Consider the following 21,001-nt stretch of genomic DNA (forward strand, 5'->3'; position numbering starts at 1 on the left):
CTGGACGCTCCGCGTCCTCTTGCGACGCAGAGCGTCACCAACTGCATTCCCACGCGGAGCATGGGAACGATAGTCAACTGTCCAGCTTTTTGGGGTCAGTTCAGAGCGTGGGGACGACAATCGACTCGCGAAGACAGGTCTGGTCTCAGAGCGCAAACGGCAACGCAATATGCGCTTCCTGACGCTCGGCCAGGCGGCGCTCGAACTCCGCAGGATCATGAATCAGCACATCCTGCCCGGCGAAGGTTTCGGCAGCGATCAAACGTGACAGCCAGAAACGCACGCAAGCGATACGCAACATCGCCGCCCAAAGCTTCGACTCCGCAGCGGTGAATGGTCGCAAGCCCGCGTAGGCCCCCAGCAAGGCACGGGCGCGGACGGCGTCGAGCTGGCCGTTTTCGCGGGAACACCAATCGTTGAGAGCAATCGCCAAGTCGTACAACATCGGACCCGAGCAGGCATTGTAGAAATCGATCAACCCGGTCAGGTGCGTACCTTCGAACAGTACGTTGTCGCGAAACAGGTCGGCATGAAGGTTGGCGCGCGGCAGCGCCATGATCTGCGGCTTTAAAGCCTCGATCTCCTCAAGGCTCTTTTCAAGCAGCACTCGCTGAGTCTCGCCCAGGTGCGACAGAAAATTGCGCCCCTCGCTCAGCATCCAGTCCAGGCCGCGGTCAGTCTTGCGCTCGACGATCTGCCCTCGGGTCGCCAGATGCAGGTTGGCCAGCAACTCACCAATCTGCACGCAATGCTGGGTGTTCGGCTCACTGATGTGCTTGCCCGGCAGACGCGGCTGCAAAAGCGCCGGTTTGTCTGCCAGCTCGCGCAGCGCCTGACCGTCGGTGGTGCGCAGCGCATAAGGCACCGGCAGGTCGGCGTCATGCAGCACATCGAGCAGCTCGATGAAGAACGGCATCTCCTGAACCGGGCCGCGCTCGACCAGCGTCAGCACGAACTCGCCCTGCTCCAGACTGATGAAGTAATTGGTGTTTTCACTACCGGCAGCGATGCCCTGATAGTCAAGCAGACGGCCGAGCCCGTAAGGGGCGAGAAATGTTTCCAGCTCGGGCCGAGCCAGTGGGGTAAAAACGGACATATCAGGACTGCCAACGATTGAAGTGAATGTAGGGTGCTACCAGCTGAATATTTCCCACTGCGGGATCAGCATGTCCGGTTGGTCCGAACGAATGAAATTGGGGCTTGTACCATCGGCGCGCACCAGAAAATAGGGTTTGCCGTGTTTCGGGGTGATTTTAACCGCATACAGAAAGCCGTTCTGGCGATATTCCTGAATGGTTCTGTCGCCGTCGGTGCGAATAGTAACGTCCGGCGCCGCTGAAGGTGGATCTTCTGCTGCAACAGCGAGCAAAGGGCCAAAGGCCAACAGGCCGGTCAATATCAGTCGATTTACCTTGCGCATGATAACCTTGTCCCTTTGTCGTCAATGGTCCGCGCATTCTAGCGCCGACCCCGCCGAAAAGGTTGATTCTGCTCATGACCCAAGCGCCACTCGTCCTGGTAGACGGTTCCTCCTACCTCTACCGCGCCTTCCACGCACTGCCACCACTGGCCACCTCCAAAGGATTGCCGACCGGTGCCGTCAAGGGCGTGCTCAACATGCTCAAAAGCCTGCGGCGCCAGTACCCGGACAGCCCGCTCGCCGTGGTGTTCGACGCCAAGGGGGGGACGTTCCGTGATGCGCTGTACAACGACTACAAAGCCAACCGGCCCAGCATGCCGGACGATCTGCGTGTGCAAGTCGATCTGCTGCACGCTTGCGTCAAAGGCATGGGTTACCCGTTTCTGTGCGTCGAAGGTGTCGAAGCCGATGACGTGATCGGCACGCTGGCACGCAGCAGCGCGGCGGCCGATCGTCCAGTGGTGATCTCCACCGGCGACAAGGACATGGCGCAACTGGTCGACGGCCATATCACCCTGGTCAACACCATGACCGGCAGCGTGCTGGATGTGCCTGGCGTGAAAGAGAAATTCGGCGTCGGTCCGGAGCACATCATCGATTACCTGGCCCTGATGGGCGACAAGGTCGACAACATTCCCGGCGTGCCCGGCGTGGGCGAGAAGACCGCGGTCGGCCTACTGGTCGGCATCGGCGGTGGCATCAAGGAGCTTTACGAGAACCTCGACAAGGTCGCGACCCTGCCGATCCGTGGCGCCAAGACCCTGGCCGCCAAACTCGAAGAGCATCGTGAGATGGCCTTTTTGTCTTACGAACTGGCGACCATCAAGATCGACGTACCGCTAGACATCGAGCTGGATCAATTGCACTGCGGCGAGCCCGACCGCGACACGTTGATGGAGTTGTACGCCGAGCTGGAATTCAAGAGCTGGATCGAAGACCTGCAACGCGACGCCAAGCGTGCAGGTCAGGAGCTGACCGTCGAAGAGCCGACCGTTGAGGCCAGGGAAGCGGCTTATGAAGTCATTCTTGAACAGAGCCAGTTCGATGCCTGGCTGAAGAAGCTGCAGGCCGCGCCGCTGTTTGCCTTCGTTACCCAGAGCAACGGTACCGATGCCCAGCGTGCGCAACTGGTCGGCCTGTCCTTCGCCATTCAGACCCACGAAGCCGCCTACATTCCGCTGACCCACTCGTACATGGGCGTGCCGCAGCAGCTGGACCGCGACACCGTGCTCAAGGCGCTCAAGCCGCTGCTGGAAGACCCGGACAAAATCAAGGTCGGCCAGCACGCCAAGTTCGCCATCAACCTGCTTGCCAATTGCGCCATCGACGGCGACCAGGCTCAAGGCATCGACCTGCAGGGCGTGCGCTTCGACACCATTCTGGAATCCTACGTACTGGACTCTACCGCCACCCGCCACGACCGTGACAGCCTGGTGGCCAAGTACCTGACGCACACGCCGATCAATTTCCAGGACATTGCCGGCAAAGGCGCCAAACAGCTGAGCTTTGACCAGATAGCCCTGGAGCAGGCCGGCAATTACGCCGCCGAAGAAGCGGACCTGACCCTGCGTCTGCATGAAGTCTTCGACGCGCGGCTGGCCGCGATTCCAACCCTGCAACCGGTACTGAACGATATCGAGATGCCGCTGGTGCCTGTGCTCGCGCGTATCGAGCGCCAGGGCGCGCTGGTCGATGCCAATCTGCTGGGCATCCAGAGCGTCGAGCTGGGCGACAAGATGACCGCGCTGGAGCGCGAAGCCTTCGCCATTGCCGGCGAAGAATTCAACCTCGGTTCACCCAAGCAGCTGGGCGTGATTCTCTACGAAAAACTCGGCATGCCGATTCTCAGCAAGACCGCCACCGGCCAGGCATCGACTGCCGAAGCGGTGCTTGCCGAACTCGCGGAGCAGGATTTCCCGCTGCCCAAGGTGCTGATGCAATACCGCTCGATGAGCAAGCTCAAGAGCACCTACACCGACCGCCTGCCGGAGCAGATCAACCCGCGCACCGGGCGTATTCACACCTCCTATCATCAGGCGGTGGCTGTTACCGGGCGCTTGTCCTCCAGCGATCCGAACCTGCAGAACATTCCGATTCGTACGGCTGAAGGCCGGCGCATCCGTCAGGCATTCGTGGCCCCCAAGGGCTACAAGCTGCTGGCGGCCGACTATTCGCAGATCGAACTGCGGATCATGGCGCATCTGGCTCAGGACGAAGGCTTGCTGCATGCCTTCCGCAATGACCTGGACGTTCACCGCGCGACGGCTGCGGAGGTGTTTGGCGTCGAACTGGAAGACGTCACCACTGACATGCGTCGCAGCGCCAAAGCGATCAACTTCGGCCTGATCTACGGCATGAGCGCATTCGGCCTGGCCAAGCAGATTGGCGTGGACCGCAAGCAGTCACAGGCGTATGTCGACCGCTACTTCGCCCGCTACCCCGGCGTGCTGAACTACATGGAGCGCACCCGCGCCCAGGCTGCCGAGCAAGGTTTCGTCGAGACCATCTTCGGTCGTCGCCTGTACCTGCCGGACATCAACGCCAAGAACCAGTCCCTGCGCAAAGGCGCGGAGCGCATGGCGATCAACGCGCCGATGCAGGGCACTGCAGCGGACATCATCAAGAAAGCCATGGTGGCGGTGAATGGTTGGCTGGACGAGTCCGGTCTGGATGCACGGGTCATCCTGCAGGTTCACGACGAACTGGTGCTTGAAGTGCGCGAAGACCTGGTCGATCAGATCAGTGCACAGATCCGTCCACACATGAGCGGCGCAGCGGAACTGGCAGTGCCGTTGCTGGTGGAAGTGGGGGTTGGCAACAATTGGGACGAGGCTCACTGAGCCTGAAATGGCGAACCTGTACGCAGGTTCGTCAAATATTGTAGGAAATGTGAACTTTTCTTCACTGCTGGAACTTAACCGTTTGGACAGGAGTCGGATGTGTCGATTGGTTGAAAAATCGATCGTGCTCCTAGTTGTGTTAAGTGTTGGCAGTTATCCAGATCCCACCCTAAGGTCTGGACCTTAAGCCCCGGAACTTCCCCCTCCCCATGCGAAGTCCGGGGTCTTTTTTGCCTGCGATTTACTCAGCAGGAGCCTTGTCTTCCAGCTCCATCCAGTCGGCCAGCACGGTGTAAGCCTCTTCCAGCCCCATACGCTTGGGGGCCGAAAACAACTGGATGCTCACTGCATCGCCCCAGCCTTTGCGAATCTCGGCCTGAACCTTGAGCAGCGTGTTCTTGGCAGCGCCGTAGGTCAGCTTGTCGGCCTTGGTCAACAGAATGTGCATCGGCATGTTGCTGGCGATGGCCCAATCGAGCATCAGCACGTCGAAGTCGGTCATTGGATGACGGATATCCATCATCAGGATCAGCCCCTTCAGGCTTTCGCGGCTGCCCAGGTAGGCTTCCAGGTGACGCTGCCAGTGCAGCTTGAGCGGGATAGGCACTTTGGCGTAGCCGTAACCGGGCAGGTCGACCAGACGTCGATCCTCGTCCAGACCGAAAAAGTTCAGCAACTGGGTACGCCCCGGTGTCTTGGATGTACGCGCCAGGCTGGCGTGGGTCAGGGTGTTCAGCGCGCTCGATTTGCCCGCGTTGGAGCGACCGGCAAATGCGACTTCAAAACCTTCGTCGTCGGGGCATTGGTCGACCTTGGCGGCGCTGAGCATGAACGTGGCCTGTTGGCACAGACCGAGAATGGGGTTTTTGAGTTGCATGTGATTTCCGGTGAAGACCTGCCTGCAAGGGGTGCGGCAAGAGGTGTCGGTTTCGTTTGGATGCGTGCGCATATAATGACACACCTGTCCCCCAGCCCACACTCACACCGTATCGGGCCGCTCTGACCGACGTGCTGGAACATTCAGACATGACCTGCTTCACTCCTTGTGCAAAAAGGCCGTTCTCGGTCGCCCATTTTTACAACCTCAGCGTTACACTAACGAACTCAGGCTTTCGCGTCCGGTCGAAACCACCGTCGCTTGAAGGCGATTCAATCTGCTCAGGAGTAAAGCATGCGTAATCTGATCATCAGCGCCGCTCTGGTTGCCGCCAGTCTGTTCGGTATGTCCGCCCAGGCCGCCACGCCCATCGAGGCCGGCAAGCAATACGTCGAGCTGGCAAGCGCTGTGCCTGTCGCCGAGCCAGGCAAGATCGAAGTCGTCGAGCTGTTCTGGTATGGCTGCCCGCATTGCTACGCGTTCGAGCCAACCATCAATCCGTGGGTTGAAAAACTGCCGTCCGACGTCAAGTTCGTACGCATTCCTGCCATGTTCGGCGGCCCTTGGGACGCTCACGGCCAACTGTTCATCACCCTCGACACCATGGGCGTCGAGCACAAGGTTCACGCGGCCGTATTCGAAGCTATCCAGAAGGGCGGCAAGCGTCTGACCGACAAGAATGACATGGCTGATTTCGTCGCCACTCAGGGCGTGAACAAGGACGACTTCCTGAAGACTTTCGATTCCTTCGCAGTCAAGGGCAAGATCGCCCAGTACAAGGAACTGGCCAAGAAGTACGAAGTGACTGGCGTTCCGACCATGATCGTCAACGGCAAATACCGCTTTGACCTGGGTTCTGCCGGTGGTCCGGAAAAGACCCTGGAAGTTGCCGACCAGTTGATTGCCAAAGAGCGAGCGGCTGCTGCAGCCGCCAAGTAAGCGCACGTAATGCGCCGCTGGGGCAAAGGCAGTACCCGTATCGTTGGCCTGCATGATCCGCAGGTCAACGAACATCATCTGCTGCAAAACGGCCTGCCGGAAGACGGCAGGCTGCGTTTGCTCAGTTTCAATATCCAGGTGGGTATCAGTACCCAGCGCTACCATCACTACCTGACGCGCAGCTGGCAGCACTTGCTGCCGCATGGCGGCCGGGCTGGCAACCTGCAGAAGATCGGCGACCTGATCAACGATTTCGATCTTGTAGCGCTGCAGGAAGTCGACGGCGGCAGCATGCGCTCCGGCTTCGTCAATCAGGTCGAGCATCTCGCCCAGTTGGGCGGCTTTCCGTACTGGTATCAACAGCTCAATCGCAATCTCGGGCGCCTGGCGCAGCACAGCAATGGTGTGTTGAGCCGTCTGCGCCCGACCAAGATCGAGGATCACCCGCTGCCGGGTCCAGCCGGGCGCGGTGCGATTCTAGTGCGTTTCGGCGAGGGCGAAGATGCTTTGGTCGTGGTCATGATGCACCTCGCGCTGGGGACCCGAACCCGAACCCGACAGCTCGCCTATATTCGCGAACTGATCGGCGGTTATCGCCATCAGGTGCTGATGGGCGACATGAACACCCACGCCAATGACCTGCTGGAACACTCGCCGCTGCGTGATCTCGGGCTTCTGGCCCCGCAGATAGAAGCGACCTTTCCGAGCTGGCGGCCACAGCGCTGCCTCGATCACATTTTGCTTAGCCCGACCCTGACGCTCGAACGCGTACAGGTGCTGGCGCAACCCATTTCAGATCACCTGCCTGTCGCTGTCGAGATTCGCCTGCCTGACTCACTGCGCGGGGACTCACTGCCTGTGCCCTCTGGTGGAAGCCTTGCATGAGCGACGACGCGGAGCGTTGGAAAGAGAAATACCTCAAGGGGATCGAGCAACAGGACAAGCTCGAAAAGCGCTGGGATGCGCGGCTCGATTTGTTGCGACGCGGTCTGGTGCGCAGCAGTCTGGCGGCAGAGGGCTCTGACCGCGCCGTCGATGAATGCATGAAGGAAATGCGCGAGATCGTCCGCAAAGACGATATGGACGCGGGCCTGGCAGCCCTGATCCCGCGCCTTGAAAAAGCCGTACTGGACTCAGAGCAACGCCGCGAAGTACGGGCCGCGCAAATCAGTTCGGCACTGACCGCACTGGTCGCACAACTGCAGTCACTGCCGCTGCCACGCGACGTACGCAAGCCGCTCAAGCGCTTTGCCAAGGAGCTTGAAGAGCGCGCCTCCCAGGCCCGCGAGCTGCCTCTGTTGCTCGGCGAGTTGAGTAATTTGCAGGGCCAGGCCCTGACCCAGGTTGAAAAGCCCGAAGAAGGCCCCCGCCAAGGGTTGCTGCAACGCCTGTTCGGTTCACGCGAGGGCCACGGCAACGAGTCCCATCCCGAGGCTGCTCCCCCCGAAGAAGACGCCTGCGCACCGCAACCGCACGAACCCGATGCCGAGCCGCAAGCAGCGAACACTTACGCCACGCCAGACGCCGTTCCTGTCGAAGCCGAGGCTATTGATTCCCCTGCCGCAGCCCCCGCTGCCGCAGACAGCACGCTGCCAACGCCTGCCCCGGAAACCGCTGCGCCTGCCGCAGTGATACCCGCCGCAGTGACACCTGAAGAACCTGCACCATCGGCCACCGCTACGGACACTGCTCCGGTATCGGCAGAGGCCGTCGCCGAACCTGTACCTGTACCTGCCGCAGTCGACCCCATCGATTTCGCGGATATCCTGGCGCCTGTCCCATCAGTGCCTTATCAACAGCGGCCAGCGCCAATTGACGTGACCGTTGAAACCCCCTACGCAGAAGCCGAGCAGCAGCCCGAGTCGGCAGAAGGCGAAGAAGGCTATGCGCTACCCTCCTCACCTGAGCCCAGTTACAGCTCGGTGGCAGCACACATTGAACAAACCCTGTTGGGCCTGCTGGACGACCTGACCCTGTCCGAGCACTTTCGCCCGCAGGTCGAGGACATGCAGTTGCGCTTGAAACATGGGCTTAACTGGTACGAATTACTGCCGATCCTCGACGATCTTGCGGTGTTGATGCTGGCGATCAACAACGGCGGCCAGCATGAGTTCGGCACTTACCTCAAGCAGCTCAACGAGCGGCTCGAATCGTTTCAGAGCCACTTGCAGGCAGCCAGTGAAGATCACGCCGAGGATCAGTCCACCGCGCGCGACCTGAACGACCAGTTGCGCGAACAAGTGGGCGGCCTGCAAAGCAGTGTTCAGGACGCCTCCGATCTGCCCAGCCTCAAGCGGGTGCTCGACAATCGGCTTGAGGCCCTGCTCGGCACCATGGATCACTACCAGCTCAAGCGCGATGCCCGCGAGCGCGAAGTGGCCTCGCGCCTGCAAGGTCTGGCGGCGCGCGTCGCGAGCATGGAGCAGGAAGCCCTGGGTTTCAGGACCCACCTGGAAGAACAGCGTCAAAAGGCCCTGATAGATCCACTCACCGGACTGCCCAATCGTGCAGCCTGGGGCGAGCGCCTCGAACTGGAAATGGCTCGGTGGAAGGAAGAAAAAAACAGCCTGCTGGTCTGCATTCTGGATCTGGACCATTTCAAACGCATCAACGACGGCTATGGGCACCTGGCTGGTGACAAGGTGTTGAAGATCGTCGCCAATGTCCTCAGCAAACGCCTGCGCGCCGATGACTTCATGGCACGGTTTGGCGGCGAAGAATTTGTCATGCTGCTGCCTGCGACACCTCCTGCTACCGGGCTGACGCTGCTCGATGAACTGCGCGCCGCCGTTGAGTCATGCCCTTTCCACTTCAAGGGTGAGCGAGTCACCATCACCGTATCCATTGGCCTGACGGCTTTTCGCACTTCAGAGAAGAGCGACACCGCCATCAAACGTGCCGACCAGGCGCTTTACAAGGCCAAGGAGAACGGTCGGAACCGCATCGAACAGGGCTGACTGAAACATTTTGACCTGAACAAATAGCGGGTGCCCCATGCTATTCGCACACATTTTGTTATGATGTTTCATTTCCTGCCGACGCTGCCGACCTCATGAAGCTGTATTTCTCTGCCCTGCTCATGCTCCTCCTCACTGCCTGCGCCAGCGGTCCCAGGCTGGACACCAGCCATCCCTCGGTAAATTTCGACGGCCGTGCCCAGTACGTGGTGATGCATTACACCTCGACTTCGCTGGAACGCTCCCTGCAGTTGCTGACCCATGGCGAGGTCAGCGCCCACTACCTGATCGGTGACGACAGCAAGGCCACTATCTACAAGCTGGTCGATGAAAGCGCGCGTGCCTGGCATGCCGGCGAAAGCGAGTGGGAAGGCCGAACCTGGCTCAACTCCAGCTCGATCGGCATCGAGATCGTCAATCCGGGCTTCAAGGAAACGCCGACAGGTCGCCTGTGGTATCCGTATACTGAAGCACAGACCCAATCGATCATTGTCCTGCTCAAGGACATCGTCAAACGCAACAGGATCGACCCCAAACACATCATTGGTCATAGCGACATCGCCCCGCTGCGCAAGCAGGATCCGGGACCGTTGTTCCCGTGGAAACGCCTCGCTGCCGAAGGTCTGGGAAACTGGCCGGACGAACGCCAGGTTGCCCAGCGTCAGGCACAGCTGGCAGTCAACCTGCCGAGCATCAGCTGGTTCCAGCAGCAGTTGGCGCACCTGGGCTATAGCACCCCGCAGACCGGCGAGCTGGACGTCGCGACACGTCAGGTACTGGCCGCGTTCCAGATGCACTATCGTCCGGCACGCTTCGACGGCGAGCCTGACGCACAGAGCGCGGCCATTCTGCAGGTGCTCAATCACTCGAATTGAAGTGAGTGAGGGCTTGGCGCTCAAGCCCTCAGAGCGGTAAAGCCATGTAGAACTGCGTGCCCTGCCCCGGCCGGGAATAAACGCCCATGCGCCCGCCGTGCAGCTGGACAATCTCTTTGCACAGCGCAAGCCCGAGTCCGGCACCGCCTTTCTTGCGACCGACCTGGACGAAGGGTTCGAAGATCCGCCCCTGCTGTCCGTAGGCAATGCCCTCGCCGTTATCCTCGACGCTGATGATCGCCCGCTCGCCGTGACGCCTGGCCTGCAGGCGAATCAGGCCGTTGGGCGGCGTGTGACGCAACGCATTGTCCAGCAGATTATCCAGCACCCGCTCCAGTTGGGACTGATCGGCATGCAGGCGCGGCATCGGCTCCTGCATATCCAGCATCAGCACGATATCCTGTTCCTGGGCCTGATCCTCGAAGCGCGCCTTGGCTTCTTGCAGCAAGGTCTCGATGGAGCATGGCGCGAGTTTGAGCTTCTGCAGACCGTTCTGGTAACGCGAGAAATTCAGCAGGTCGTTGATGAGCTGCATCAGGCGCTGCATTTCTTCGGTGACCGTATTGAGCAGATCGGCCTCGCGGGACTCGGGGGCAAAGTGCAGACGCTCCTGAAGAAGGCCGAACGCCATGTGCATGCCGGTGACCGGCGTGCGTAACTCATGCGAGGCCCGCAGGACGAACTCGCTACGTACCCGCTCGAAAGCACGCTGCTCGGTCACGTCGTGTAGCACCATCACCGCCCCCAGGATGTGGCCCTTGGTGTGGCTGACCGGCGTCATGCTGTAGGTCAACAGGCGCGACTCGCCGTCGATTTCGATGGCCAGGTCTTCCGGCGCGCGTTCCAGCGTTCCGCCCCGCAGCACCAGATGCAATTGCTCATCCAGCTCGGGACGGCCCAACGCCTCGCCGAGACTGTGCCCGAGGCGACTCTCGTCCCATCCGAGCTGGCGCTGCGCAACCGGGTTCAGGTGCTCCAGATGGCCCTGGCGATCGATCATCAACAGGCCATCGTCGATACTGTCGAGAACCGCTTGCAGGCGCTGCTGGCCCGCCAGAAGCTCATCGACGTTGGTCGCCTGATGCTGACGCAGGGCTTCGGCCATGATGCCGAAGCGCCGGGTCAGCAGGTTCATTTCAGCGGCCGAGGAAATCGGCAGCGTGACCTCGTAATCCCCCTCACCGATGCGATCGGCAGCCTTGGCCAGCGCCTCGATCGGCGCACCGAAACGACGGGCGATGCCATGCGCGGTCACAAAGCCGATGCACAGCACAGCCAGCCCGACCAAGCCCAGCAAGCCGGCGATCCACAATGCACGATCCCTGGAATTGATCTCGGCGTTGCTGATGTTCTCCAGCGCCTTGCGATGCACATCCATCAGACCGTTACGCAGAGTGTCGAAACTTTCGCTCAGTTGCGCGTTACCGCGTATGCCTCGCGGATCATTGCCATACTGCTGCCAGGCCGCAATGAATCGCTGATAATCGCCTCGGGTCTTTTCAAAACCGTTGCGCACATCTTGCTGGGTGTCCTGCGCCGACCCCTCTTCCAGCAGCTCTTCGAACTGCTTCTGGACTCTTTCCAGCTCAGGCTCATTGCGATTGGAACCGGTCATCAACACCAACTGATCACCCATGTTCTGGCGCAACTTAAGGCCCAGATCGAGGATGGCGAAGTTATGCTGAATCAGTGATTCCTGAGTCCGGGCCATCTGCATGACACTGACGAGCCCCAGCAGCAGTCCGAGCAAAGCGACCGTGATAAGCGCCGAAATGCTCAGAAAGAGGCGGGTGCGCAGCTTCATGGCCAGTTTCATTTGAGGTATTTCATAGGTTGTACTGTTTTCGTTTGCGGTAAAGCGTCGAAGCATCGATACCCAGGGTCTTGGCGGCCTGATCAAGGGTCTCACTGGTTGCCAGTACGGCCCCGATGTGTGCCTTTTCAAGCTCGTCCAGACTCAAGGCCGCTCCCACCCGCGGTGCGTTGTTGGTCGGTTGTTCAGCCATGCCCAGATGACTGACCTCCACGCGCTCCTGCGGACAGATGATGCTGGCACGCTCGATCACGTTGCGCAGCTCACGAATGTTGCCCGGCCAGCGGTAATTGAGCAGCGCAGCACGGGCCTCTTCGCTGAAGCCTCGGGCCGGACGGGCGTACTCCTTGACGAAACGCGCCAGAAAGCGGTCTGCGAGGGTCAGAATGTCTTCGCTGCGCTCACGCAAGGCCGGCAGATTCAGGGTGATCACGTTCAGGCGGTACAGCAGATCCTCACGGAAACGTCCGCTGCGCACCATGTCCTCAAGGTTGAGGTTGGTCGCCGCCAGGATGCGCACGTCGGCACGCCGGGTCACCGGGTCACCGACCCGCTCGTACTCCTTGTCCTGAATGAAGCGCAGCAACTTGGGCTGCAACGTCAGTGGAAAGTCGCCAATCTCGTCGAGAAATAGGGTACCGCCGTCGGCCTGATTGACTCGGCCCAGCGTACTTTCGCTGGCACCGGTAAAGGCGCCGCGGCTGTGGCCGAACAGTTCGCTTTCCATCAGTTCTGCCGTCAGCGACGGGCAGTTGATCGTGACGCAGGACTTCTTGGCCCGCTTGCTCCAGCCATGAATCGCCCTGGCCAGCTCACCCTTACCGGTACCCGACTCACCCAGAATCAGGATGTTGGCGTCGGTTACGGCAACCTGGCGGGCGGTTTCCAGAATGGCCATCATCGAAGGGCTGTGGGAGTCCAGGCCGTCCTTGGGCTTGCGAACCTCGCCTTCCAGTGCTTCGAGACGTGCAGACAGTTGTCGAACTTCAAGCTGCTTGGCCGTCGCAAGACGTAACTGGTCAGGACTGCACGGCTTGACCAGATAGTCGGCTGCGCCAGCCTGAATGGCATCGACAGCCGTATCCACCGCCGAATGGGCAGTCACGATCACCACACGCATCCACGGCGCCTGAATCCGCATCTGCGCCAGCACGTCCAGGCCGTTGTCTTCGCCCAGACGCAAATCGAGAAAGCACAGATCGAATACTTGACGCTGCATGAGCGTGTCAGCCTGGGCTGCGCTGTTGGCAGTGGCGACACTGTAGCCTTCGTCTTCCAGACAGTACCGGAAAGTGCGGAGGATGGCGGACTCGTCGTCCACAAGCAGAATACGGCCCTGATTCTCAGTGGCTGCTTCCATTTTTCCTACGCTCCTTAATGAATTGTCTCAGTTAGTCTCGGAATCATCGGGCAAGTTGCATGGTCAATTCTGATTGATTCTTCGGCATGCATGGTAGCTTTCTGATCAGCTAATGGCGAACAGCCTGATTAATCCGCGTTTATGCCGTTAAAACCGTCTATTCGGAGACGAAATCTCACCGCAAAAGGAACGCTCATATGTTTTCACTTAAAAAGATTGCTCTGATCACCGCCACCGCTGCGCTACTGGGCAGCGGCCCGGTACTCGCCCAGCCTGACCTGCCCACTCAGCTCAACGAGGCGCGTCAGGAAGGCTCGATCTGGACAGCTTTCGCGCTGAACAAGCATCTGAGCCCGTTCAAGATCGATGTGGGTGTCGAACAGGGCACTGCGACGCTCAAGGGCAAGGTTGAAAACGAGGTGGACCGCGAGCTGGCTGAGCGCATCGCGCTGGATACCAAAGGCATCGAAAAGGTCGACAACCAGCTGGAGGTAGATCCTGCTGTCGCCAGTGAGCCTGGCACACGGACCAACATGGCTCAGCGGTTCGAAGATGCGACGCTGGTCGCGACGGTGAAATCCAAACTGCTATGGAGCAGCGTAACCGAAGCGCTGACCATCGATGTCGACAGCAAGGACGGCGTAATCACCCTCAAGGGCCGAGCACAAAGCCCCGAAGCGAAGGAGCTGGCGGGTAGCCTGGCCAGCAACACCGATGGCGTGGTCAGCGTCAACAACCTGATCAGCCTGAGCGCGGCCGACTCGATTGCGGCCAAGACCCAGCCACAGTCGCTGACCCCGACCGAGGAAATGAGTGACGCCTGGATCACCAGCAAGGTCAAGGCGAGCCTCATCTATAGCCGGACACTGGATGGGCTGAATATTAAAGTAGACACCAAGGCCGGTGTTGTCAGCCTGAACGGCGTGGTGGCCAACTTCGCCGAGAAAGAGCTGGCGGTGGAAATAGCGCGAAATATTCGTGGCGTCAAAGGGGTCAACGGCGACGCGCTTAAGGTCATGGCGCGCAGCGCAGGCTGAGGGTTCAGAGCAAGAGCGTTGAGCGCTTCGTGCAGAACGCACGATTACAAAGGGGTAATCGTGCAGCTTGCTGGCAGCACGCTCACACCTAACTTACTAACTTATTGATTATTAAGGGATTTATATCTAACAAAAAACTGGCATGCAGTCTGCAATAACCCATTCAACAAAGGTCGACCCACAACGACCCATCAGATTGAATGCCCACTCAGGCCAGGGGATTTTGCAAATGAACAGCCAGCGTTTTGCACAATTGCGTATTTCTCCCCTGCACGTTCAGCAAGGTCTTTTTTTGCTCCTTGCCTTGCTCGTCACTCTGATCGCCATTCAGCAGTTCCAGCGTTGGAATCAAGCCAACGAGGCAACTCAACCGAGACAGCAATTCATCCAGACCAGCAGCATCTCCTATCGCGGCGTCAGCGCCCCGGCAGTCAAGGACATGTCTTCAAGCCTGCGCAACGTCGACGGCCTGGTATCTGTAGATGAAGTGGCTCCGCAGCAAAAATGGGTTTTCTGACCCGACCTTAAAAGCAGCACCCCTTATTAAAACGGCATCAAAAGGAGTATCACCATGTTGAGTTGGGCAATCACGTTTCTGATCATCGCAATCGTCGCTGCAGTACTGGGCTTCGGTGGTATCGCGGGCACGGCTACTGGTATCGCCAAGATCCTGTTCGTCGTCTTCCTGGTGATGTTCGTTGTGTCGTTCTTCTTCGGTCGTCGCGGTCGAGGCTGATAATGCACACGTCATTTCGCACACTGGCCGCCGCCCTGTTGATGGGCGGCAGTGCCATGGTCATGGCAGCCAATGATGGACAGTCTCGGGTTAATGAGCTTTTGAGTTCTGCTCCCGAGTACCGCACAACCTGGGCGAAGGTCGTCAAGAAGGAAGAGCGGTTGCCGGAATGGGTGTTAAACCTGTCCGGTGCTTCCGAGCAGCAGATGACAGCGGCCACTGAAGACGGTGGCAACTATTTGGTTGGACCGCTTTGCGAAACGGCCGATACGTGCAAAAGCAAGCGCCTGATCGTGGCTTTCAGCCTCGACAAGGAAGATGCTTACGCCATGTTGGTTGAAGTGCCTGCAGGTCTTCCTGCAGACAAGTCGCCAACCCGTCACGCGACTTACCGCTACCTGGGTAAGCCTGACGAGGGTATGCAAAAGCTCTTGAATGAAGAGTTGCGCAAAGACCCGAACTGGTATTGATCCAGAAGAAAGGCGTCGACTCCAGAAGTCGACACCTTTCGGCTTTGCGCGGCCTGAGGAAGGTACGCGCATGACCAGGGGGCCGGGACGCGTTGATCAATTGGATCGGCGTGACCTAGGGGTACAGGGAGTACCTCCGCCAAGGGCCGGGTCAGGCAAGCCGCCGTGCAAGCCCACGAGGATGCGTCAACCTTCAGAACGCTTCCCATGATCCTGCACGGCGCTTTATGTTTCCTTTCTGCTTCGCCCTCGTCTTAAATTGCATCCCTCGGTAGCATCAGCCCCAGCGGCAACCTTACTCGTGCTTCAAGACCACCTCCCGAACGATTCCTCAACTCGACGTTGCCGCCGTGCATGGCCGCGATACGCTTGACGATGGCCAGGCCGAGGCCGGTGCCCTTGCCACTGCGTGCGCGATCACCGCGAATGAACGGGTTGAAGATGGTGTCCAGCTCGGAAGGATCGATGCCCGCCCCTCTGTCCAGCACACTCAACACCACGTAGGGCGCATTTCGGTCACCCGATACATAGGCGGCGACTTCGATACCATTGCCGGCATGGTGCTTGGCATTGCCAATCAGGTTGGTCAGCAGCCGCTTCATCGAGACGCGGCGTAGCGGGAAGGGAGGAATGGGCTCCAGGCACAGACGGATACTGTCTTCATCGTCATTGAAGGGGGCAACCACATCGCGCACCAGGTGCCCCAGATCGACCTCTTCGATCTCTTCGTCACGCCCATCGCGAATGAACGCGAGGAATTGATCGAGAATGGCGTCCATGTCCTCGATATCGCGCACCATGCCTTCGGAGAACTCGTTGTCGTTCATCAGTTCGAGAGACAGGCGCAGGCGCGTCAGCGGTGTGCGCAGGTCGTGGGAAACCCCGGCCAGCATCAGCTCGCGCTCTTGCCCGGCCTGCTCGACGTCTTCGGCCATCTGATTGAAGGCCCGGTAGACCTCGGTCATCTCGCTCGGCGTGTCACTGACCGGCAGCCGCACGCTGCGCCCCTGCCCCAGCTGACGCGCCGCAAAGACCAGACGCTTGAGCGGTTGATTCAATTGGCGCACGAAAATCCAGGCTGATGCCGTGGAGAGCAATCCGATGGCCAGGAACCAGCCCAGCACGTTCCAGATTTTCTGACCGCGCAACGGGTGCGGATAAAGCGGCACTTTCAGCCAGCCGTCGCCCAGGCTCGGCGCTCGCACCCACAGCGCAGGGGGCGCATGTACGCGCAGACGCACTTCCGTATCGGCCCCCAGCTCGGCCTGCATCTGCCGCTGATAGATCTCGCTGTAAGGCCAGTGCTGCTCCCCTTCCGGCACACCACCGCCCACTACCCGAATCAGCCCCGCCGCCTCGGCAATGGCCTCGCGGTCGTTTTCACCGGCTGCCCAGTACGCGCGAAGTGTCAGAGCAACACCATGGCTGTATTGCCTGTCGACCAGCACGTCCTCGTTCATCAGCAGATAAACCAGCGTCAGGGCTTTGGAAAACAGCACGACGATGAGCACCAGCCAGAGCGTGCGGGAGAAAAAGCTTTGCGGGAACCAGAGCGGAGTCTTCATAACTGCAGCCATACACTTTGCAGGGCGAGCGAGGCTCGCAGGTTTGCCGAACGCGGGCCGGACCCGATGGACGAACGCAAAAAACCAGTACGTCGACAAACCTGTAAAAGATTATCGACGTAACTGGCAGAAATGACGGATGTCTGGGTCGACAACCGGGTTATCAGCGACTTCCGGCACCATCCGGAACGAATACATAGCCCACGCCCCAGACCGTCTGAATATAACGGGGCTTGGAAGGGTCAGGCTCGATCAGGCGACGCAGACGGGAAATCTGTACGTCGATGGATCGTTCCAGCGCATCCCACTCCCGGCCACGCGCCAGGTTCATCAGTTTGTCGCGGGTCAGCGGCTCGCGAGCGTGCATGACCAGCGCTTTCAGTACCGCGAATTCCCCGGTGGTAAGCATGTGCACTTCTTCACCGCGCTTGAGCTCGCGAGTTGCCAGAGACAGCACGTAGTCACCGAAACTGACCGACTCGTCTTCGCTGCCGGGGGCTCCGGGCACCGGTGCCGCCTGACGACGCAACACAGCCTTGACGCGCGCCATCAACTCGTCCGGATTGAACGGCTTGGCCAGATAATCATCAGCACCCAGTTCGAGCCCCTTGATGCGGCTCAGCTCATCGCCCTTGGCGGTCAGCATGATAATCGGCACCTGATTGTTCGCGGCACGCAGACGGCGACAGGCTGAAAGGCCGTCTTCGCCGGGCAGCATCAGGTCCAGCACCACAAGGTTGAAAACCTCACGGGCCAGCAGCCGGTCCATTTGTTCCACATTTGCCACGGCGCGGGCACGATAGCCCTTGCTGGTGAAAAAACGCTCCAGGAGACTGCTCAGCCCCGGATCGTCATCGACAATAAGGATTTTTTCGCCTTCGGCATTTTGTGCGGTGCTGCTCATCGGATGCTCCTCTGATCTCGGGGCGCATTATGGCGTAGCTGCGGTGATGCGCACCTTGTGCATTGTTAGCAGATTTTACCGGAGGCGACACTTGTGGCTGCTTTTTCGCCGAAAAAACACCACATTTGTCGGCCGATCCCCTAATCCGGCTTCGCTGGGTATAATGCGCCGCCCTCGAAGTCAGGCAACGCCGGACTTGTGGCGGTTCGCCAGCCCTGAAAATAAATGCTGGCGCACGATACCCAGGCAAGGCAATTCGTACATAGCCCAGTTTTTTGCTCACAACTCCAGGTGGTTTTATGGACAGCATCAACAGCCGCATCGCCGAAGAACTCGGCGTACGCCCACAACAGGTCGCCGCGGCCGTAGCACTACTGGATGAAGGCTCGACCGTGCCCTTCATTTCCCGCTACCGCAAGGAAGTGACCGGCAGTCTTGATGACACGCAACTGCGCCATCTGGAAGAGCGCCTGCGTTATCTGCGTGAGCTGGACGACCGGCGCGTCAGCATTCTTGCCAGCATCGAAGAGCAAGGCAAGCTGACCCCGGAGCTGGCGCGCGATATCAAGCTGGCCGACACCAAGACCCGCCTCGAAGACTTGTACCTTCCTTATAAGCAGAAACGCCGCACCAAGGGCCAGATCGCCCTTGAAGCCGGGTTGGGCGAACTGGCCGACGGCCTGTTCAACGACCCGGGCCTGGCACCTGAAACAGAAGCAGCCCGCTTCGTCGACGCGGAAAAAGGCGTCGCTGACGTAAAGGCGGCGCTGGAAGGCGCCAAGTACATTCTGATGGAACGCTTTGCCGAAGATGCCTCGCTGCTGGACAAGCTGCGCGGCTTCCTCAAGCAGGAAGCGGTAATCAGTGCACGCGTGGTGCCGGGCAAGGAAGAGGAAGGCGCCAAGTTCCGCGACTATTTCGAACACGACGAACCGCTCAAGAGCATGCCGTCACACCGTGCGCTGGCGATTTTCCGCGGTCGCAACGAAGGCTTCCTGAGCTCAGCACTGAAAGTCGGTGAAGAATTGCCGGGCGCCATGCACCCGTGCGAACTGATGATCGGTGAGCGTTTCGGCATCCAGAACCAGAACCGCCCGGCCGACAAATGGCTGGCCGAAGTGGTGCGCTGGACTTGGAAGGTCAAGCTGTACAGCCACCTTGAAACCGATCTGCTGGGTGAGCTGCGTGACGGCGCGGAAACCGAAGCGATCAATGTGTTCGCCCACAACCTGCACGACCTGTTGCTCGCCGCACCGGCCGGTCAGCGCGCCACGCTGGGGCTCGATCCTGGCCTGCGCACCGGCTGCAAGGTCGCCGTGGTCGACGCCACCGGCAAGCTGCTCGACTATGCCACCGTCTACCCGCACGTACCGAAAAACCAGTGGGACCAGACCATCGCCGTACTGGCCGCACTGTGCGCCAAGCATTCGGTCGACCTGATCGCCATTGGCAACGGCACCGCCAGCCGCGAAACCGACAAGCTGGCTGCCGATCTGATCAAAAAATACCCAGGCCTGAAAATGACCAAGGTCATGGTCTCCGAAGCAGGCGCTTCGGTGTACTCGGCATCGGAACTGGCCGCCAAAGAATTCCCGGACCTCGACGTGTCGATCCGTGGCGCGGTGTCCATTGCCCGTCGCTTGCAGGACCCACTCGCCGAACTGGTGAAAATCGACCCGAAATCCATCGGCGTCGGCCAGTACCAGCACGACGTTTCGCAGCTCAAGCTGGCACGCGGCCTGGATGCGGTGGTGGAAGACTGCGTGAACGCGGTGGGCGTGGACGTTAACACCGCCTCCGTGGCGCTGCTGGCACGCATTTCCGGCCTCAACACCACGCTGGCGCAGAACATCGTTGCGCATCGCGATGAAAACGGCGCGTTCAAGACCCGCGCGGCGCTGAAGAAAGTCAGCCGCCTGGGCGAAAAGACTTTTGAGCAGGCCGCCGGCTTCCTGCGCGTCATGACCGGTGACAACCCGCTGGACGCTTCCGCCGTCCACCCGGAAGCCTACCCGCTGGTGCAGCGCATTGCGGCTGAAACCGACCGCGATATTCGCTCGCTGATCGGCGACGCCAGTTTTCTCAAGCGTCTGGACCCGAAGAAATTCACCGACGAGACCTTTGGTCTGCCGACCGTGACCGACATCCTTCAGGAACTCGAAAAACCGGGTCGCGATCCGCGTCCGGAGTTCAAGACTGCAGAGTTCCAGGACGGCGTCGAAGACCTCAAGGACCTGCAACTGGGGATGATCCTCGAAGGCGTGGTCACCAACGTCACCAACTTCGGTGCATTCGTCGATATCGGCGTGCATCAGGACGGTCTGGTACACATCTCGGCGTTGTCCGAGAAGTTCATCAAGGACCCGCGTGAAGCGGTCAAGGCCGGTGATGTGGTGAAAGTGAAGGTCATGGAGGTCGATATCCCGCGCAAACGCGTCGGCCTGTCGATGCGCATGAGCGACACGCCCGGCGAGAAAATCGATGGTGCACGCGGTGCCCGTCCAGGTTCTTCGCCTCGCCAGAACAGTGCCCCGCGCAAGGAAACCACTGCACCAGCGCCCGCCAACAATGCGATGGCGTCGCTGTTCGCCAATGCCAAGCAACTGAAGAAGCGCTGAGATGGATATTCCTGAAGATCTGACCCATAGCGCCTACTTCAAGATGCTCGGCTGCGAGCTGCGGCGTCTGGACGAGGGTGTTGCCGAAGTTGCGTTGCCGCTGGAGGCGCACCTGCGCAATCGCGGCAACGTGATGCACGGCGGTGCAATCTTCAGCCTGGTCGATATCGCCATGGGCCTGGCCTGTTCCAGCGTTCACGGCTTCGACCAGCGCAGCGTGACCATCGAGTGCAAGATCAACTACGTGCGTGGCGTCTCCGAGGGCGAAGTCCTGTGCATCGCCAAGGTGCTGCACGCAGGTCGCCGCACGCTGGTGGTCGAGGCCGAAGTCGTTCAGGGCGACAAGCTTGTGGCGAAAGCGCAAGGCACATTTGCGGTGATCCAGGCTTGATCGAGGGCTGATGAAAAGCATCCCTGCGAACTGAACCTAGCCGTACCTACATCATTTGGGTTAATTTCGGCACCATTAGCGTGGTGCCGAGTCCATTTGGGTAGTACGACAAAGAGCAGTGATTGTGAACAGGCGCTACCGACCAACCAGGCGACTACGCCAGTTCCTTTCTTCACCCTTGTAGACCGTCAAGTCCACC

Annotated in this window: 18 protein-coding genes; 11 read left to right on the top strand and 7 right to left on the bottom strand. The window is 59.8% G+C overall.

The annotated features are described in order from the left end of the window. Nucleotides 1-145: 145 nt before the first annotated feature. Complete coding sequence (locus tag BLR20_RS16810; RefSeq protein WP_054992828.1) at nucleotides 146-1,096, bottom strand: homoserine kinase; 951 nt, start codon at nucleotides 1,094-1,096, stop codon at nucleotides 146-148. Between the two features lie 36 nt (nucleotides 1,097-1,132). Next, nucleotides 1,133-1,420 carry a DUF2782 domain-containing protein gene (locus tag BLR20_RS16815; RefSeq protein WP_054992827.1) on the bottom strand — a complete coding sequence of 96 codons (288 nt, stop codon included), beginning with the start codon at nucleotides 1,418-1,420 and terminating at the stop codon, nucleotides 1,133-1,135. A 74-nt stretch (nucleotides 1,421-1,494) separates the two neighbouring features. Between BLR20_RS16815 and polA the strand changes: the two genes are divergently transcribed. Then, nucleotides 1,495-4,260: a DNA polymerase I gene (polA, locus tag BLR20_RS16820; protein WP_054992826.1), complete on the top strand. Its 2,766-nt coding sequence runs from the start codon at nucleotides 1,495-1,497 to the stop codon at nucleotides 4,258-4,260. 241 nt (nucleotides 4,261-4,501) lie between these two features. On the opposite strand, the gene yihA is transcribed toward polA, so the two are convergent. Continuing rightward, complete coding sequence (gene yihA / locus BLR20_RS16825) at nucleotides 4,502-5,137, bottom strand: ribosome biogenesis GTP-binding protein YihA/YsxC (protein ID WP_003341625.1); 636 nt, start codon at nucleotides 5,135-5,137, stop codon at nucleotides 4,502-4,504. A gap of 294 nt (nucleotides 5,138-5,431) precedes the next feature. Between yihA and BLR20_RS16830 the strand changes: the two genes are divergently transcribed. From BLR20_RS16830 to BLR20_RS16845, 4 genes are all read left to right on the top strand, one after another. Then, complete coding sequence (locus tag BLR20_RS16830; protein ID WP_010437268.1) at nucleotides 5,432-6,076, top strand: thiol:disulfide interchange protein DsbA/DsbL; 645 nt, start codon at nucleotides 5,432-5,434, stop codon at nucleotides 6,074-6,076. Between the two features lie 9 nt (nucleotides 6,077-6,085). Next, complete coding sequence (locus BLR20_RS16835) at nucleotides 6,086-6,961, top strand: endonuclease/exonuclease/phosphatase family protein (RefSeq protein ID WP_003414076.1); 876 nt, start codon at nucleotides 6,086-6,088, stop codon at nucleotides 6,959-6,961. Further along, entirely contained in the window at nucleotides 6,958-9,033 is a 2,076-nt protein-coding gene (locus BLR20_RS16840; protein ID WP_054992825.1) for a GGDEF domain-containing protein, read from the top strand. Before BLR20_RS16835 ends, BLR20_RS16840 begins: the two co-directional genes overlap by 4 nt. 95 nt (nucleotides 9,034-9,128) lie before the next feature. Beyond that, nucleotides 9,129-9,908 carry an N-acetylmuramoyl-L-alanine amidase gene (locus BLR20_RS16845; protein WP_054992824.1) on the top strand — a complete coding sequence of 260 codons (780 nt, stop codon included), beginning with the start codon at nucleotides 9,129-9,131 and terminating at the stop codon, nucleotides 9,906-9,908. Nucleotides 9,909-9,936: 28 nt separating this feature from the next. On the opposite strand, the gene BLR20_RS16850 is transcribed toward BLR20_RS16845, so the two are convergent. After that, a complete protein-coding gene (locus tag BLR20_RS16850; protein WP_054992823.1) occupies nucleotides 9,937-11,724 on the bottom strand; it encodes a KinB sensor domain-containing domain in 1,788 nt (595 codons plus the stop codon). Nucleotides 11,725-11,734: 10 nt separating this feature from the next. After that, nucleotides 11,735-13,081 (bottom strand): sigma-54-dependent response regulator transcription factor AlgB, encoded by a 1,347-nt coding sequence (gene algB, locus BLR20_RS16855; RefSeq protein ID WP_003318895.1) that lies wholly within the window; start codon nucleotides 13,079-13,081, stop codon nucleotides 11,735-11,737. Between the two features lie 197 nt (nucleotides 13,082-13,278). Here algB and BLR20_RS16860 point away from each other — a divergent pair, with 197 nt between their 5' ends. From BLR20_RS16860 to BLR20_RS16875, 4 genes are all read left to right on the top strand, one after another. Then, entirely contained in the window at nucleotides 13,279-14,118 is an 840-nt protein-coding gene (locus BLR20_RS16860) for a BON domain-containing protein (RefSeq protein WP_032614111.1), read from the top strand. 229 nt (nucleotides 14,119-14,347) lie between these two features. Then, on the top strand, nucleotides 14,348-14,635 hold the full coding sequence (locus BLR20_RS16865) for a hypothetical protein (protein ID WP_032614113.1): 288 nt from the start codon (nucleotides 14,348-14,350) through the stop codon (nucleotides 14,633-14,635). Between the two features lie 54 nt (nucleotides 14,636-14,689). After that, the gene (locus tag BLR20_RS16870) at nucleotides 14,690-14,854 is read left to right on the top strand and encodes a DUF1328 domain-containing protein (protein ID WP_002555679.1); all 165 of its coding nucleotides are present in this window, start codon (nucleotides 14,690-14,692) and stop codon (nucleotides 14,852-14,854) included. Nucleotides 14,855-14,856: 2 nt separating this feature from the next. Next, on the top strand, nucleotides 14,857-15,324 hold the full coding sequence (locus BLR20_RS16875) for an inhibitor of vertebrate lysozyme family protein (protein WP_054992822.1): 468 nt from the start codon (nucleotides 14,857-14,859) through the stop codon (nucleotides 15,322-15,324). A 254-nt stretch (nucleotides 15,325-15,578) separates the two neighbouring features. Here BLR20_RS16875 and BLR20_RS16880 read toward each other — a convergent pair whose 3' ends face one another. After that, nucleotides 15,579-16,889 carry an ATP-binding protein gene (locus tag BLR20_RS16880; RefSeq protein ID WP_003403907.1) on the bottom strand — a complete coding sequence of 437 codons (1,311 nt, stop codon included), beginning with the start codon at nucleotides 16,887-16,889 and terminating at the stop codon, nucleotides 15,579-15,581. Between the two features lie 163 nt (nucleotides 16,890-17,052). Further along, complete coding sequence (gene ompR / locus BLR20_RS16885; protein ID WP_003318889.1) at nucleotides 17,053-17,793, bottom strand: osmolarity response regulator transcription factor OmpR; 741 nt, start codon at nucleotides 17,791-17,793, stop codon at nucleotides 17,053-17,055. Nucleotides 17,794-18,092: 299 nt separating this feature from the next. Between ompR and BLR20_RS16890 the strand changes: the two genes are divergently transcribed. Both BLR20_RS16890 and BLR20_RS16895 read left to right on the top strand, forming a co-directional pair. Next, on the top strand, nucleotides 18,093-20,411 hold the full coding sequence (locus tag BLR20_RS16890) for a Tex family protein (RefSeq protein ID WP_010437207.1): 2,319 nt from the start codon (nucleotides 18,093-18,095) through the stop codon (nucleotides 20,409-20,411). A 1-nt stretch (nucleotide 20,412) separates the two neighbouring features. Further along, the gene (locus BLR20_RS16895) at nucleotides 20,413-20,802 is read left to right on the top strand and encodes a PaaI family thioesterase (protein WP_010437205.1); all 390 of its coding nucleotides are present in this window, start codon (nucleotides 20,413-20,415) and stop codon (nucleotides 20,800-20,802) included. Nucleotides 20,803-21,001 lie beyond the last annotated feature (199 nt).

This window comes from Pseudomonas congelans, assembly GCF_900103225.1.
GTDB classification, from domain to species: Bacteria; Pseudomonadota; Gammaproteobacteria; order Pseudomonadales; family Pseudomonadaceae; genus Aquipseudomonas; species Aquipseudomonas congelans.